The organism is Sellimonas intestinalis, assembly GCF_001280875.1.
Taxonomy (GTDB): Bacteria; Bacillota; Clostridia; order Lachnospirales; family Lachnospiraceae; genus Sellimonas; species Sellimonas intestinalis.
In genome coordinates, this window is record NZ_LGAJ01000003.1 from 363,698 (window position 1) to 379,632 (window position 15,935).

16 protein-coding genes are annotated in these 15,935 nt (G+C 47.3%); 14 read left to right on the forward strand and 2 right to left on the reverse strand.

Annotated features, from left to right (window positions below):
• Positions 1–47 precede the first annotated feature (47 nt).
• Positions 48–1,205, forward strand: a complete 1,158-nt coding sequence (locus AOA56_RS02650) for a cysteine desulfurase family protein (protein ID WP_024732765.1) — start codon at positions 48–50, stop codon at positions 1,203–1,205.
• Between the two features lie 11 nt (positions 1,206–1,216).
• Positions 1,217–2,422: a tRNA uracil 4-sulfurtransferase ThiI gene (thiI, locus tag AOA56_RS02655; RefSeq protein WP_053768888.1), complete on the forward strand. Its 1,206-nt coding sequence runs from the start codon at positions 1,217–1,219 to the stop codon at positions 2,420–2,422.
• A 74-nt stretch (positions 2,423–2,496) separates the two neighbouring features.
• Here thiI and AOA56_RS02660 read toward each other — a convergent pair whose 3' ends face one another.
• A complete protein-coding gene (locus AOA56_RS02660) occupies positions 2,497–2,727 on the reverse strand; it encodes an HPr family phosphocarrier protein (RefSeq protein WP_024732764.1) in 231 nt (76 codons plus the stop codon).
• Between the two features lie 137 nt (positions 2,728–2,864).
• On the opposite strand from AOA56_RS02660, the gene mtaB reads away from it, so the two are divergent.
• The 7 genes from mtaB to AOA56_RS02695 all read left to right on the forward strand — a co-directional run bounded on the left by mtaB (position 2,865) and on the right by AOA56_RS02695 (position 8,901).
• A complete protein-coding gene (gene mtaB, locus AOA56_RS02665) occupies positions 2,865–4,181 on the forward strand; it encodes a tRNA (N(6)-L-threonylcarbamoyladenosine(37)-C(2))-methylthiotransferase MtaB (protein WP_053768889.1) in 1,317 nt (438 codons plus the stop codon).
• Between the two features lie 137 nt (positions 4,182–4,318).
• Positions 4,319–4,582: an IreB family regulatory phosphoprotein gene (locus AOA56_RS02670; RefSeq protein WP_024732763.1), complete on the forward strand. Its 264-nt coding sequence runs from the start codon at positions 4,319–4,321 to the stop codon at positions 4,580–4,582.
• A gap of 2 nt (positions 4,583–4,584) precedes the next feature.
• Complete coding sequence (gene ruvX / locus AOA56_RS02675; protein WP_024732762.1) at positions 4,585–5,016, forward strand: Holliday junction resolvase RuvX; 432 nt, start codon at positions 4,585–4,587, stop codon at positions 5,014–5,016.
• Position 5,017: 1 nt separating this feature from the next.
• Positions 5,018–5,278: a DUF1292 domain-containing protein gene (locus AOA56_RS02680; protein WP_024732761.1), complete on the forward strand. Its 261-nt coding sequence runs from the start codon at positions 5,018–5,020 to the stop codon at positions 5,276–5,278.
• 64 nt (positions 5,279–5,342) lie between these two features.
• A complete protein-coding gene (locus AOA56_RS02685; protein WP_053768890.1) occupies positions 5,343–7,013 on the forward strand; it encodes a ribonuclease J in 1,671 nt (556 codons plus the stop codon).
• Positions 7,014–7,027: 14 nt separating this feature from the next.
• Entirely contained in the window at positions 7,028–7,672 is a 645-nt protein-coding gene (locus tag AOA56_RS02690) for an O-methyltransferase (protein WP_053768891.1), read from the forward strand.
• A gap of 5 nt (positions 7,673–7,677) precedes the next feature.
• Positions 7,678–8,901 (forward strand): peptidase U32 family protein, encoded by a 1,224-nt coding sequence (locus AOA56_RS02695; protein WP_024732759.1) that lies wholly within the window; start codon positions 7,678–7,680, stop codon positions 8,899–8,901.
• 52 nt (positions 8,902–8,953) lie between these two features.
• Here AOA56_RS02695 and sigK read toward each other — a convergent pair whose 3' ends face one another.
• Complete coding sequence (gene sigK / locus AOA56_RS02700) at positions 8,954–9,577, reverse strand: RNA polymerase sporulation sigma factor SigK (protein ID WP_024732758.1); 624 nt, start codon at positions 9,575–9,577, stop codon at positions 8,954–8,956.
• 185 nt (positions 9,578–9,762) lie between these two features.
• On the opposite strand from sigK, the gene AOA56_RS02705 reads away from it, so the two are divergent.
• The 5 genes from AOA56_RS02705 to AOA56_RS02725 all read left to right on the forward strand — a co-directional run bounded on the left by AOA56_RS02705 (position 9,763) and on the right by AOA56_RS02725 (position 15,800).
• Positions 9,763–11,301: a YifB family Mg chelatase-like AAA ATPase gene (locus AOA56_RS02705; protein ID WP_053769088.1), complete on the forward strand. Its 1,539-nt coding sequence runs from the start codon at positions 9,763–9,765 to the stop codon at positions 11,299–11,301.
• Positions 11,298–12,413: a DNA-processing protein DprA gene (gene dprA / locus AOA56_RS02710; RefSeq protein ID WP_053769089.1), complete on the forward strand. Its 1,116-nt coding sequence runs from the start codon at positions 11,298–11,300 to the stop codon at positions 12,411–12,413. The genes AOA56_RS02705 and dprA overlap by 4 nt, the downstream gene beginning before the upstream one ends.
• A gap of 30 nt (positions 12,414–12,443) precedes the next feature.
• On the forward strand, positions 12,444–14,516 hold the full coding sequence (gene topA / locus AOA56_RS02715) for a type I DNA topoisomerase (protein ID WP_024732755.1): 2,073 nt from the start codon (positions 12,444–12,446) through the stop codon (positions 14,514–14,516).
• Positions 14,517–14,637: 121 nt separating this feature from the next.
• Positions 14,638–15,420, forward strand: coding sequence for a GTP-sensing pleiotropic transcriptional regulator CodY (gene codY, locus AOA56_RS02720; protein ID WP_024732754.1), 783 nt, complete (start codon positions 14,638–14,640; stop codon positions 15,418–15,420).
• 83 nt (positions 15,421–15,503) lie between these two features.
• On the forward strand, positions 15,504–15,800 hold the full coding sequence (locus AOA56_RS02725; protein ID WP_024732753.1) for a hypothetical protein: 297 nt from the start codon (positions 15,504–15,506) through the stop codon (positions 15,798–15,800).
• Positions 15,801–15,935 lie beyond the last annotated feature (135 nt).

Below are 15,935 nucleotides of genomic sequence, written 5' to 3' on the forward strand. Positions count from 1 at the left end.
CCGGTGGAAAACATATGGTAATAAAAAAGGTGGAAAGGTAAGAACTGATGGAAGTATATTTGGACAATTCAGCAACGACAAAAGCATTTGACGAGGTGGGCGATCTGGTTCGCAAAGTCATGTGTGAAGATTATGGGAATCCATCCTCCCTGCACAGAAAAGGAATGGAGGCGGAGTGGTATGTACGCGGCGCCAGGGAGACTTTCGCAAGGATTCTGAAAGTGCAGGAGAAAGAGATTTTCTTTACTTCCGGTGGGACAGAAAGCGATAACCTTGCACTGATCGGGACGGCAAGAGCGTACAAAAGACGAGGCAATCATCTGATTACGACAGTGATCGAGCATCCGGCTATCCTGAATACCATGCGGTATTTGGAGGAGGAAGAGGGATTTCGTGTCACCTACCTTCCGGTTGACCGTTATGGAAGAGTGAAGCTATCGGCTCTGCGTGAGGCACTTTGTAAGGAGACGATTCTTGTTTCTATTATGTACGTCAATAACGAGGTGGGAAGTGTCCAGCCAATCAAGGAAGCTTCCAGCATTGTCAAGGCATACAACCGGGAGATCATTTTCCATTCCGATGCGGTACAAGGCTTTGGAAAATACCGGATCTTCCCAAAGAGAGAGGGAATTGATCTTCTGACTATCAGCAGTCATAAGATCCACGGCCCGAAAGGGATGGGAGCACTGTATATCAGTGACCGGGTGAAGATCCGTCCCATTGTCTTCGGTGGGGAACAACAGAAGAATATCCGCTCCGGGACGGAAAATGTGCCGGGAATCGCAGGGTTTGCCCTGGCGGCCAAAATGGCCTACACTAATCTGGAAGAAAAGACGATGCGGATGCGAAACTTAAAAGAGCGGTTCATTCAGGGCGTGACTAAGATGGAACACGTGTCCGTACACGGTCTGGCAGACGAGACCAGCGCACCGCATATTGTAAGCGTCGGGATCGCGGGCGTCCGAAGTGAAGTGCTTCTTCATACGCTGGAAGAAAAAGGAATTTATGTATCTTCAGGATCCGCATGTTCCTCGAATCATCCTGGAATCAGCGGCGTATTAAAAGGAATCGGAGTGGAACGGGAATATCTGGATGCGACACTTCGGTTCAGTCTTTCGGAATTTACAACAGAAGAAGAAATTGACTATACGCTTAAAACATTATATAATTGTATACCGATGCTTAGAAGATACAGACGGAGATAAAGGAGATTAGAATGACATATCAGACTTTTTTGATAAAGTACGGGGAGATTGCGATCAAAGGAAAAAACCGATACATGTTTGAAGACGCACTGGTGCGTCAGATCCGTTTTGCTCTCCGGAGTGCGGAAGGTACGTTTCGTGTCCACAAATGTCAGGGACGCATCTACGTAGACTGTGATGGATATTATGACTATGAGGAGACGGTGGAGGCACTGAAAAAAGTGTTTGGCATTGTCGGCATCTGCCCGGTCGTACGGACAGAGGTGAAGGAATTTGAGGAGCTGAAAAAGGACATTGTCGCTTATGTAGAGAAAGCGTATCCGGATAAGAACCTGACCTTTAAGGTAGAATCGCGGCGTGCAAAGAAGACCTACCCTGTCAACTCCATGGAGATGAACTGTGATCTGGGAGAAGCAATCCTTGACGCATTTCCGGAGATGCGGGTAGACGTACATCATCCGGATGTCCTTTTGAATGTCGAAGTACGGGAAGAGGTATACATCTATTCCCACATTATTCCGGGACCGGGAGGAATGCCGATTGGTACGAACGGAACAGCTATGCTGCTTCTTTCCGGCGGAATTGACAGTCCGGTCGCAGGGTATATGGTAGCAAAACGTGGCGTCGGGCTGGATGCGGTTTATTTTCATGCGCCGCCGTATACGAGCGAGCGTGCTAAGCAAAAGGTCGTGGATCTGGCAAAAAAGGTGGCTGCGTATACCGGGCCGATCCGGCTTCATGTGGTGAACTTTACAGATATCCAGCTTTCTATTTATGACAAATGTCCGCACGATGAATTGACGATCATCATGCGGAGATATATGATGCGGATTGCGGAGACGCTTGCGAAAAAGTGCGGGTGCCTCGGACTGATTACAGGAGAGAGTATCGGACAGGTTGCAAGCCAGACGATGCAGAGTCTCCTTGTGACAAACGAGGTCTGCACCCTTCCGGTGTATCGTCCGCTGATCGGATTTGATAAACAGGAGATTGTGGAGATTTCGGAAAAGATTGATACGTTTGAGACATCGATTCTTCCGTATGAGGACTGTTGTACGATCTTTGTTGCCAAACATCCGGTGACAAAGCCGAAACTGGATGTGATTCAGCGTTCCGAACAGCGCCTTTCGGAAGATATCGACCACCTTTCGGAAGATATCGACCACCTTGTGGAAGCGGCGCTTGAGACGACAGAAATTATCGAGGTCGAAGGATAGAAGAGGGGAACCTTAGGTAATGTAGTTTCCTATGAAAAAATCCCCCGCGTTCTCCGTGGGGGATTCGATTTCATCTAAACAAGATAAGGTTTTAAAACTTCTAAAACTTCATCAGCGCCTGCGTCAGCGTGAATGTTTAAATCAATCGGTTTAGATAAATCCAGACTGAAGATACCCATGATGGATTTTGCATCGATCACGTATCTGCCGGATACTAAATCGAAATCATAATCGAATTTTGTAATGTCGTTTACGAATGATTTTACTTTGTCAATCGAGTTTAATGAAATCTTGACTGTTTTCATTGGAAACACACTCCTCTCTCTTTGTTTATATGAATATCTTATGATAGTACAATTAAAAAGTCAAGAAACAACTTGCCAAAGAATGGGAAGAAATTTCGTCATATTTTATAAAACTTAGAAAAGGACGGAGGAAAAAAATGAAAAAAGCAGCGCTGCATAATCTCGGATGTAAGGTCAACGGATATGAGACAGAAGCCATGCAGAAGCTTTTGGAGGAGGACGGGTATGAAATCGTCTCATTCCATGAAAAAGCGGACGTGTATGTGATCAATACGTGTACCGTAACGAATATTGCAGACAGAAAATCCAGGCAGATGCTTCACAGGGCCAGAAAACTCAATCCGGACGCCGTGATTGTAGCGGCGGGATGCTATGTCCAGGCCCAGGAGGAGGCGGGGACAAAGATCGAAGGAATTGATATCCTGATCGGCAACAACCAGAAGAAGAATCTCATCGCACTGCTCCATGACTATGAACAGCATGAGGATGTAAAAGCTGTGATTGATATCAATCACACCGGAGAGTTTGAAGAGCTCTATGTGGATTCTGCCGGGGATCATACAAGAGCCTACATCAAAATCCAGGATGGGTGCAACCAGTTCTGTACCTATTGTATTATCCCGTATGTACGGGGAAGAATCCGTAGCCGCAAGCCGGAGGAGATCGTAAAAGAGGTAGAACGGCTTGCTAAGGCCGGCTATCAGGAGGTGGTTCTGACCGGGATCCACGCAAGTTCCTACGGAATGGACTTTGTAAACCCGAAGATGAATCTGGAGACGTGGGTTGGCATGGAGGGAGAGAAATGGGACTTGCTCTATCTGATCCGACAGATCCATAAAGTGGACGGGATCCGGCGAATCCGTTTAAGCTCCATTGAACCGCGTATCATCACAGAGAACTTTGCAAAATCACTGTCTGAGCTTCCGAAGGTCTGTCCGCATTTTCACCTCTCCATGCAGAGCGGATGCGACACTACTCTGAGGAGGATGAACCGCCATTATACAAGCGGAGAGTACTTTGAAAAGTGTCAGATGCTAAGAAAGTATTTTGCATATCCGGCTATTACAACAGACGTGATTGTCGGATTTCCGGGGGAAACAGATGAAGAATTTGAGACCACCCGGGCATTTATAGAAAAAGTGGGCTTTTATGAGACACATGTCTTTAAATATTCCAGGAGAAACGGGACGAAAGCGGCCCAGATGCCGCATCAGGTGCCGGATCAGGAGAAGGCTAAAAGAAGTCAGATCCTGCTGGATCTCTGCCAGCGGAAGAAGAAAGAATTTGAAGACGGTATGATCGGAAGAAAGGTAGAAGTTTTGTTGGAAGAGACCGTTGAAAGGGAGGGAATTCTTTACCGGACAGGCTTTACAAAAGAATACGTCAAAGTTGAGGTAACGGCCGATGGTACACGGGAAAATCAGATCGTAGAACTCACCATGGGGAATGAGTAACGGTTCAGCAAGCAAATTTGCTTCAGACCTTATTGTTTTTCGGCCGTATGGCTGAATAATGGTTGAGTTACAAATTTTGGATTGAATTTTAGGTGGGATTATATTAGAATAGAGTAGTAGTATTGGAGGTCGCAACGATGAAAGATTTATCAAACACACAATTTTTCCAGGTGGGCCAGGGCCCGCAGATTCAGGCAAGAGATATTCTTGAGATCGTTTATAAGGCGCTGCGTGAGAAAGGATACAATCCGGTAAATCAGATGGTCGGATATATCATGTCCGGAGATCCGACATATATCACGAGCCATAATGGTGCAAGAAGTCTTGTGATGAAGATGGAAAGAGATGAGCTGGTCGAAGAGATGCTCAAGGCATATATTGAGCATAACGGCTGGGAGTAAGTATGAGGGTTATGGGACTGGACTTTGGAGCAAAGACCGTAGGAGTCGCGATCAGCGATCCCTTAGGTCTGACTGCTCAGGGAGTCGAGACGATTACACGGACGCAGGAAAATAAGCTGAGGAAGACACTGGCGAGGATCGAGACTCTTGCCGGCAAATTTGAGGTGGAAAAAATTGTCCTTGGATTCCCGAAGCATATGAATAATGACGTCGGCGAGCGTGCCCAAAAGACGCTCTCTTTTAAAGAGATGCTGGAGAGAAGGACGGGCCTTGAAGTGGATCTGTGGGACGAGAGACTTACGACAGTGTCTGCCGAGAGAGTGCTGATGGAGAGTGGTGTGCGCCGGGAAGAGAGGAAACGCTATATAGATAAAATTGCGGCAGTATTCATACTGCAGGGATATCTGGATTCCGTTGGTATGAGAGGAGTTTAGAATGGAAAAAATTATGTTTATGCCGGAAGGTTCGGATAAGCCGGCATCATTCTATGTGTTGGAGCAGACGAAAATCAGAGGGTTTTCCTATATTCTTGTGACAGACAGAGAAGAAGGAGATGCCGAGTGTCTGATTTTAAAAGAGAAGAGTAAAAGCGAAGGGGAAGACGCCCTGTATGAGATCGTAGAGGACGAAGTGGAACTTCAGGCCGTATCGAAGGTGTTTGAAGAGCTTCTGGAAGATGTAGGGATCGAGCTGTAAGCTTTTGCGGATCTTAAATACCAGTCAGAGAATGAGCGGACGAAAAAATAATGGAGGTGTAAAGTTGAAAAGAACGAACAATTCAAAATTGCGTATTATTCCGATAGGCGGACTGGAGCAGATCGGAATGAACATTACTGCCTTTGAATACGAAGACAGTATTATTGTGGTGGACTGCGGTTTGGCTTTCCCGGAGGACGACATGCTCGGGATTGATCTTGTCATACCGGATGTCACCTATTTACGGGATCATATCTCAAAAGTGAAAGGGTTTGTCATCACCCACGGACACGAGGACCATATCGGAGCGCTGCCGTATATCTTGAAAGAGATGAATCTTCCCATTTATACGACAAAACTTACGATGGGCATTATCGAAAATAAGTTAAGAGAACACAATCTGATGAGAAGTACGAAGCGCAAAGTCGTACGGCACGGACAGTCTATTAATCTTGGAAAATTCCGCATTGAGTTTATTAAAACAAACCATAGTATTCAGGACGCATCGGCCCTTGCGATCTATTCCCCGGCGGGAATCGTCGTACACACAGGAGACTTTAAGGTGGATTATACTCCGGTGTTCGGGGATGCTATCGATCTGCAGCGGTTTGCGGAGATCGGAAAGAAAGGTGTGCTTGCCCTGATGTCTGACAGTACGAATGCGGAGCGTGCAGGGTTTACCCAGTCGGAGCGTACGGTGGGACGAACCTTTGACCACCTGTTTGCGGAGCACAGCAATACGAGAATTATCATAGCCACCTTTGCGTCTAATGTGGATCGGGTGCAACAGATTATCAATTCTGCCTATAAGTACGGCAGAAAGGTAGTCGTGGAAGGACGGAGCATGGTCAATATCATCTCCACCGCGGCGGAGCTTGGCTACCTGGATATTCCGAAGAACACGCTTATCGAGATCGACAAACTGAAGAACTATCCGCCAGAGAAGACGGTATTGATTACGACCGGAAGCCAAGGTGAGTCCATGGCGGCTCTTTCCCGGATGGCGGCGGATATCCATAAGAAAGTGACCATTATGCCGGGAGACACCGTTATTTTCAGTTCCAACCCGATTCCGGGCAATGAAAAGTCTGTATCCAAGGTCATCAATGAGCTTTCTGCCAAAGGGGCGAATGTCATTTTCCAGGATGCCCATGTATCCGGACATGCCTGCCAAGAGGAATTAAAGTTGATTTATTCCCTCGTGAAGCCGAAATATGCGATTCCGGTACACGGAGAGTACCGCCATATGAAAGCAAACGCGGGCATTGCGGAGCAGCTTGGAATTCCGAAAGAAAATATTTTCATTCTTCAGGCAGGAGATGTGCTGGAACTTGATGACAAGGGTGCAAGAGTAGCCGGTCATGTGCAGACCGGAGCGATCCTGGTAGACGGACTGGGAGTGGGAGACGTTGGGAATATCGTTCTCAGAGACCGTCAGCATCTGGCGGAGGATGGCATCCTGATCGTTGTGCTGACTCTTGCCAAGGGTACGAACCATCTTCTTGCAGGACCGGACATTGTATCAAGAGGATTTGTCTATGTGCGGGAGTCCGAGGGACTGATGGAAGAAGCAAAGGAAGTCTTAAACGTAGCTCTTGAGGGCTGCTTAAACAGCAGAAACGCGGACTGGAGCAAGATCAAGCTGGTGATCCGGGATACGATGAATGAGTTCATCTGGAAACGGACGAAGAGAAGACCGATGATCCTTCCGATCATTATGGATGTGAATGTATAAAGAGGAAATGAACGATGATAGTGGATGAGAGGATCGTCGATTATATTCATTCACTGGAAACGCGAAACAGTGATATACTGGAGACGATTGAGCAGGAAGCACTAAAAGAGCGGGTTCCGATTATCAGAAAGGAAATGCAGAGCTTTTTAAAAGTGCTTCTGCTTTTGAAAAGGCCAAAGCGGATTCTGGAGATCGGAACCGCTGTTGCGTTTTCCGCGATTCTGATGAGTGAATATACAGAAGAAGACTGTATCATCGATACGATTGAAAATTATGAGAAACGAATTCAAAAGGCAAAGGAAAATATCCGCTGTGCCGGGAAGGAAGGGCGGATTCACCTATTAGAAGGGGACGCCATGGAGTGGATGCGAAAGCTGTCCGGGCCTTACGACGCTATTTTTGTCGATGCGGCAAAGGCTCAGTATCTTTCCTATTTTACAGAGGTGATACGTCTTTTGAAAAAAGGCGGGATGCTGATCTCGGATAATGTACTGCAGGAGGGAGGGATCATGGAGTCACGGTTTGCCGTGGAACGCCGTGATCGAACCATTCACAGTCGAATGAGAGAGTATCTCTATCTGATCAAACATGACAAACGACTGGAGACAGCCGTCGTACCGATCGGGGACGGGGCGTCTGTCAGTATCAAGAAGGAGTGAATAAGATGCGCTATCCGGAATTATTAGTACCGGCCAGCAGTCTGGAAGTGTTAAAGACCGCAGTGATTTTCGGAGCAGACGCCGTTTATATTGGTGGAGAAGCTTTCGGCCTTCGGGCGAAAGCGAAGAATTTTTCCATGGAGGAGATGAAAGAAGGGATTGCTTTCGCCCATGAGCGCCAGGTAAAGGTCTATGTGACTGCGAATATTCTTGCACATAATACGGATTTGAATGGGGTGCGGGAGTATTTTCAGGAGTTAAAGGAAATTGGTCCGGACGCGCTGATTATCGCGGATCCGGGTGTCTTTGACATTGCAAAAGAAGTCTGCCCGGAGATTCCGCGCCATATCAGTACTCAGGCAAACAACACGAATTATGGAACATACCTGTTCTGGTACCGCCAGGGAGCGGAGCGTGTTGTGACGGCAAGGGAGCTTTCCCTGGCAGAGATTCGGGAGATCAGAAGACAGATTCCGAAGGATATGGAGATCGAGACTTTTATCCATGGAGCGATGTGTATTTCTTATTCGGGCAGATGTCTTCTGAGCAATTACCTGACCGGCCGGGACGCCAATCAAGGAGCATGTACTCACCCGTGTCGATGGAAATATTCTATCGTCGAGGAGACAAGGCCGGGAGAGTATATGCCGGTCTTTGAAAATGAGCGGGGAACTTATATCTTCAACTCTAAAGATCTCTGTATGATTGAACATATTCCGGAACTGATGGAATCTGGGATTGACAGTTTCAAAATCGAAGGAAGGATGAAGACGGCCCTTTATGTGGCTACGGTAGCAAGAACGTACCGGAAAGCCATCGACGATTATAAGGAGAGCCCGGAATGTTATGGGGGGCATATGGAATGGTACAAAGAGCAGATTGCAAACTGCACATACCGGAAATTTACTACCGGATTCTTTTTTGGAAAGCCAAGCGAGGAAACTCAGATTTACGACAATAATACGTACCTGAAGAATTACACCTACCTTGGTATTGTGGAGGAAACAAAAGATGACCTGATTCGTCTGGAGCAAAAAAATAAATTTTCAGTAGGTGAGGAAATCGAGATTATGAAACCGGATGGGACGGATGTGACGACAAAGGTTCTTGCAATCTATGACAGTGAGCGGCAGGCGCAGGATTCGGCTCCACATGCAAGGCAGATTCTCTGGGTAAAGCTTGACAGAGAAGCGTCCCGATACGATCTTCTGAGAAAAAGGGAAGAATAAAAGAAGAAACGATTATGTAAAACACGGCAGCAGACGCCGTGTTTTTCGTTTTTCAGGAGTCAAAAAAGGTGCGGAGCTTTTCAATGGCGCTTTTCTCAATCCTAGAGACATAAGATCTGGAAATACCAAGCTGCTTTGCAATTTCCCGCTGCGTCAGGATCTCCTCGTTGTAAAGCCCGTAACGGAGTTTCAGGACAAGGCGTTCCCGCTTTGACAGTTCTGATTCCACTTTCTGATAGAGTTTCCCGATATCATCCTGGAGTGAAATTTGTTCATCTACCTCTTTGGCGTCCGATTCCATGATATCAAAGAGCCGGATTTCATTTCCCTCTTTATCGGTTCCGATAGGTTCGTAAAGAGAGACTTCACCGGAGAGCTTTTTCCGGGAACGCATCAGCATCAGCAGTTCATTTTCGATACAGCGTGCCGCATAAGTGGCAAGCCGCACGCCTTTGTCCGGGTTAAAGGTCATTACAGCTTTGATCAGGCCGATCGTTCCGATAGAGATAAGATCCTCCGTATCTTCGGAAAGATGCTGGTATTTTTTGACCACATGTGCTACAAGGCGCAGATTATGTTCAATCAGGATGTATTTTGCTTCCAGATCTCCCTCAGTGTATTTCTGCATATAGTATTGTTCTTCGTCGGCCGTGAGGGGTTGTGGAAATGATTTCAAGGGAATACGCACCTCTTAACATGTTTGCTATCAGTCTATGAAAACGCGAGAATTTTTGTGCTTTTCCTAAATAAGAATTGACATTTAGGGACAGAGAGACTACCATAAAATCAGATCTGAATTCATCTGCCGTTCTGGCGGACCGGAAAATCACCGGTATTTCCAGGGAAAATCAGAAAAAGAATATGGGATTTGCAATGGTTAAATCAGCAGTGATAGACGGACTTGAGGTAAGAGAAGTCTGTGTGGAGGCAGACATAGGAAATGGTTTGCCTGTCTTTCATATGGTGGGATATCTGTCCTCCGAAGTCAAGGAGGCAGGAGAGCGGGTGCGGACGGCGATTCGGCATACAAAAGTACGCCTCCAGCCACAGAGGATGGTGGTCAATCTTTCACCGGCGGATATCCGCAAGAAAGGAGCATCCTTTGACCTGCCGATTGCGGCGGCGCTGGTACTGGCATCGGGAAGTATCGAGAACAGGTGCCAAAACAAGGTATTGATGATCGGGGAACTCAGTCTGGACGCTAAAGTGCGGAAAGTCAAAGGCATCCTTCCTACCGTCTCTTTTGCCAGGAAGCACGGGTTTGAGATCTGTGTGATTCCACGGGAAAATGAAGCAGAGGGGCATCTCGTCCCCGGTATTGAGGTGATCGGAGTCTCCACCCTTTCCGAAGTATGGGAGTTTCTGGAAGAGGGGAAAAAGCCTCATTGGGTTTCTGTTTCGGTTAGGAAAGAGAAAAGAACGGCAGGCAGACTGAACTATGCGGATATAAAAGGACAGAGTGTTTTAAAACGGGCCTCGGAGGTAGCGGCAGCCGGCGGGCATAATATTCTCTATATCGGGCCTCCGGGTTCCGGGAAGACGATGGCAGCACAGAGACTTGGGACGATTCTTCCGGATTTGGATGAGCGTACCAGTATGGAGACGACAACGATCTACAGTGCGGCGGGGCTTCTCGATGAAACGTCCCCACTTGTTGTGCGCCCGCCATGCAGGGAAGTCCATCACACGGTGACAAAGGCGGCATTGCTTGGCGGCGGCAGATATCCATCGCCTGGAGAGCTCAGTCTGGCAAACGGCGGTGTCCTCTTTCTGGATGAACTCTCGGAATTTCAAAGACCGGTACTGGATGCGCTTCGGGAACCGCTGGAGACAAAGCAGGTGCGGATTACGAGAAAGCAAGGCACTTATCTTTTTCCGGCTAATGTGCTGGTGGCAGCAGCCATGAACCCCTGTCCTTGCGGCAACTATCCTGACCTGGACCGGTGTCGTTGTACGCCCGGGGAAATCCACCGGTATCTCAGCAAGGTGAGCCAGCCGTTTCTGGATCGGATGGATCTCTGCGTGGAGACGCCCAAAGTCTCCTACCGGGAACTGATGTCGGACAATCAAAATGTGACTTCGGAAAGCATCTTAAAAAAAGTGATCCAAGCCAGGGAAATCCAGCGGGAACGCTATCAGGGGAGAATGTATGCCACAAACAGCGGAATGAATCTGGATGAGATCCGCCGCTTCTGCTGTCTGGAAGAAAAAGCACAGCGGATGATGGAACGTGCGTTTGAGATGCTTGGGCTGACCGCCAGGACGTACTTCCGGACATTGAGAGTGGCAAGAACGATTGCGGATCTGGAGGAGAGCGAACAGATACGGGGGTGTCATTTGGCGGAGGCCATCAGCTACCGCATGGTAGATCAGAAGATATGGGGGAATCAGAAACGATGAAAACAGAGAAAGAGTATGAATATTGGCTTGCGTCTTTACATGGGCTTTCCTCTGCAAAAAAGCGTTTATTAAAGGAGATCTTTCATTCAGCCAGGGCAGTGTTTAATATAGAAGAAACGGCACGAACATCCTGCTGGTTTTTGACGGAAACGGAGAAGGAAACTCTGAAAGCCCAGCAAAAAGAGGCGATTCTGGATGATAAGTGCAGAGCTTGGGAGCGGGCGAGGAAACAAGGGATCTGTCTTACCTGCTGGGGTGATCTGGATTACCCGGAAAAGCTGATCGGGATCGCCAAGCCCCCTTACGCTTTCTTTGGTACAGGGACGGACTGTTTTTCATTTTCAAAGGTGACAGCGGCCATCGTCGGCGCAAGAGACGCGACAGCCTATGGCAGGCAGATGGCATATGAGTTTGGCAGGGAGCTTGCAAAAGCAGGGATGGAGATCGTAAGCGGAATGGCAAGAGGAATCGATGCAAAAGGTCTGGAGGGTGCTTTTGCGGCGGGAGGCAGACATTGTGCGGTCCTTGGATGCGGAGTGGATCTCTGTTACCCTAAGGAAAACCGGATGCTCTATCAGAAACTCCAGAGAAAGGGGGCGCTGCTGTCTGAGTATGTACCCGGAACGCCGCCCCTGGCAGGAAATTTTCCACCCCGAAATCGGATTATCAGCGCACTTTCAGATGTGGTACTTGTGATGGAGGCCAGGAAAAGAAGTGGCTCTTTGATTACGGCGGATTTTGCCTTGGAACAAGGGATCGACGTCTACGCCCTTCCAGGACCTGTCACCAGTTCGTTAAGCCAGGGATGTCACCAGCTCATTCGGCAGGGAGCAGGTATTCTCATTTCCCCGGAAGAATTCCTCTCGGATTTGCCGTATAAATTACAGAAATTACTCATAAAATTCAGTGAGAAATCCAATGAAAATGAAATAATGCTTGAAAGTCCTGAAAAATTGTTGTATAGTGTTCTGAGTTTGGAGCCAAAAAATATCCAAAAGATCGAGGAGGAGCTTTCCCTCACAAGAGGCGAGATCATGGAGGGTCTGCTGAATCTGGAGATGAATGGATGGATCCAGGAAGTTTCAAAAAATGATTATATCCGATTGAAATAAAAATGGATGTTGGATGGAGGAATAGGAATTATGGCACGATATCTGGTGATCGTAGAGTCACCTGCGAAAGTGAAGACAATCAAAAAATTTCTGGGCAGCAATTATGTGGTAATGGCGTCCCAGGGACATGTGCGGGATCTGCCAAAAAGTCAGCTTGGTATCGATGTAGAGCATGATTTTGAGCCGAAATATATTACGATCCGGGGTAAGGGAGATATTCTCGCACAGCTTCGCAAAGAGGTCAAAAAGGCGGACAAGATTTATCTTGCGACTGACCCCGACCGGGAAGGGGAAGCGATTTCGTGGCATCTGACCATGGCTTTGAAGCTTGAGGGCAAAAAGGTGTACCGGATCAGCTTTAACGAGATCACGAAAAATGCGGTCAAAGAATCCATCAAGAATGCCAGAGAGATTGATATGAACCTGGTGGACGCGCAGCAGGCGCGAAGAGCTCTTGACCGGATCGTAGGATACCGGATCAGTCCGCTTCTGTGGAAGAAAGTAAAGCGAGGATTAAGCGCCGGTCGTGTTCAGTCTGTTGCTCTTCGTATCATTGCGGATCGGGAGGCGGAGATCGACGCCTTTATTCCGGAAGAGTACTGGACGCTGGATGCGATTCTGAAAGTACAGGGAGAGAAAAAGCCTCTGCGCGCCAAGTTTTATGGGACGAAACAGGAGAAGCTGGTGATTCATTCTGCCGAGGAGGAAGAAAAGATCAGAAAGGCGCTCGAGGATGCCCAATTCCAGGTTGCCGAAATAAGAAAAGGGGAGCGGACTCAGAAGTCCCCACTTCCATTTACAACCAGTACTCTGCAGCAGGAGGCGTCCAAGGTCCTGAACTTTGCCACGCAGAAGACCATGCGTATCGCACAGCAACTCTATGAAGGGATCGATATCAAGGGGCAGGGCACTATCGGTATCATCACCTACCTGCGTACGGATTCCACGCGTATTTCCGAGGAGGCGGAAGCTTCGGCAAGAGATTATATCGCAGGAACCTATGGCCCGGAATACGTGGCGGACGCGGAGAAGAAAAAGGACGGTGGAAAGAAGATCCAGGATGCCCATGAGGCGATCCGTCCGACGGATATATCCAGAACACCTGCTATGGTGAAAGAGTCTCTCTCCAGAGATCAGTTCCGTCTTTATCAGTTGATCTGGAAACGTTTTGTAGCGAGTCAGATGCAGGCGGCCAGATTTGAGACGACATCTGTCAAGATCGACGCAGGAGAATACCGCTTTACGGTAGCGGCTTCCAAGATTGCTTTTGATGGGTTCCGTTCTGTTTATGTACAGCCGGATGAGGAGAAGGCGGAGAATAATGTCCTTTTAAAAGGACTGGATGAACATTCTGTTCTGACAAAAGAAGAGTTTGACAGCAAGCAGCATTTTACACAGCCACCGGCGCACTACACGGAGGCGTCCCTTGTAAAGGCGTTGGAGGAGCTGGGCATCGGACGCCCGAGTACGTATGCACCGACCATCTCCACCATCATCGCCAGACGCTATGTGGCAAAGGAAAATAAGAACCTCTATCTGACAGAATTGGGAGAGGTAGTCAATCATATGATGCTGCAGTCCTTCCCAAGCATTGTGGATGTGAACTTCACGGCAAACATGGAAGGTTTACTGGATAAGGTAGCAGAAGGGAAGGTGCAGTGGAAATCGGTCATCAGTAATTTTTATCCGGATCTGGAAGATGCCGTGGAAGTGGCGGAGAAGGAACTGGAGGAAGTCAAGATCGAGGATGAAGTGACCGACGTCATCTGTGAAGAATGTGGCAGAAATATGGTAATTAAATACGGCCCCCACGGAAAGTTTTTGGCGTGTCCGGGTTTTCCAGAATGTCGCAATACGAAGCCGTACCTGGAAAAGGCAGGAGTATCCTGCCCGAAATGCGGTAAAGACGTGGTGATCCGCAAGACGAAAAAGGGAAGACGTTACTATGGGTGTGAGGATAATCCGGAGTGTGATTTTATGTCCTGGCAGAAGCCATCCGACCAGAAATGTCCCAAATGCGGCAGCTATATGGTAGAAAAGGGGAACAGGCTGGTTTGTTCTGACAGCACCTGCGGTTATGTGGAAAAGAAAGAAAAAAATTAATTTCCGAAATTCATTGATAATACTGGAATTGTATGATAATATTAAAATATGATCCGCATATTCTATAATTTGTTCGTACAATTACATGGGACAACGTCGTGAATTTGAATGGAGGAAAATTATGAGTGTACAATTATTGGATAAGACAAGGAAGATAAACAAATTGCTTCACAATAATAGTTCCAGCAAAGTTGTTTTCAACGATATCTGTGAAGTGCTTACAGAAATTCTGAATTCAAATATCCTTGTAGTGAGTAAAAAGGGAAAAGTTCTGGGAATCAGCAAGCAAGAAGCGATCCGTCCGCTGACAGAGCTGATCGAAGGTGAAGTGGGCGGACATATTGATACTATGCTGAACGAACGGCTTCTGAGCGTATTATCAACGAAGGAGAATGTCAATCTTCAGACATTGGGATTTGATGCCGCGACGGCAAAAGGATATCAGGCGATTATTTCTCCGATCGAAATTGCGGGGGAGAGATTGGGAACCCTGTTTATTTACAAGCAGGATGAAGAGTATGAGATCGACGATATCATTCTCAGCGAGTACGGGACGACGGTAGTAGGGCTGGAGATGCTCCGTTCAGTCAATGAAGAAAATGCGGAAGAGACGAGAAAAGAGCACATTGTCCAGTCGGCAATCAGTACCCTGTCCTTCTCGGAATTAGAAGCTATCATTCATATTTTTGATGAGCTTGACGGAATGGAAGGAATTCTGGTCGCAAGCAAGATTGCTGATAGGGTAGGAATCACAAGATCTGTGATTGTAAACGCACTGCGGAAGTTTGAAAGTGCGGGTGTTATCGAATCCAGGTCTTCCGGAATGAAAGGAACATATATTAAAGTCGTAAACGACTATGTGTTCACTGAGCTTGAGAAGATAAAAAAGGAAAAGCAAAAATAAAAGGCATTGGAACAGTAGGATATGCAAAAGGAAAGGGAGCGTCAGTATTCTGAGGCTCCCTTTTGGGAAAGGAGAAACAAAAGATGTACGAGGACGGAGCAGCAGTTCTGCAGATGAAGCGTGTGTTTTTAAAGGCGGAAAAATATAATCGAAAAAAATATATGACAAGAATTCGTTCCTTTGACAAGGAGGCGGAGGAGATGACACTTTACACAAGCAGGGGTGATGTAAATGAAATTTCACTAGACGCCGTCTATGAATGTATCTTCGAGGTGAAGGAAGGACGGTTTGGATGTGAGGGTGTGATTCTGAAACGTTTCCGCGACCAGGAGAAAGATCAGATCGTCTTTCGGATCCAGAACGGCTTTTATAAAGTATAACCGGATGGAATAGAGCAGTTTGGCCATGACAGCTTGAGCTTTTGTGACTTTGTGTATAGCTGGACTGTTACGGACAGAATTATAAACGAATTATAAAGAATAAGAATGGATGTTGACAAATAAAATGGAGAGTGC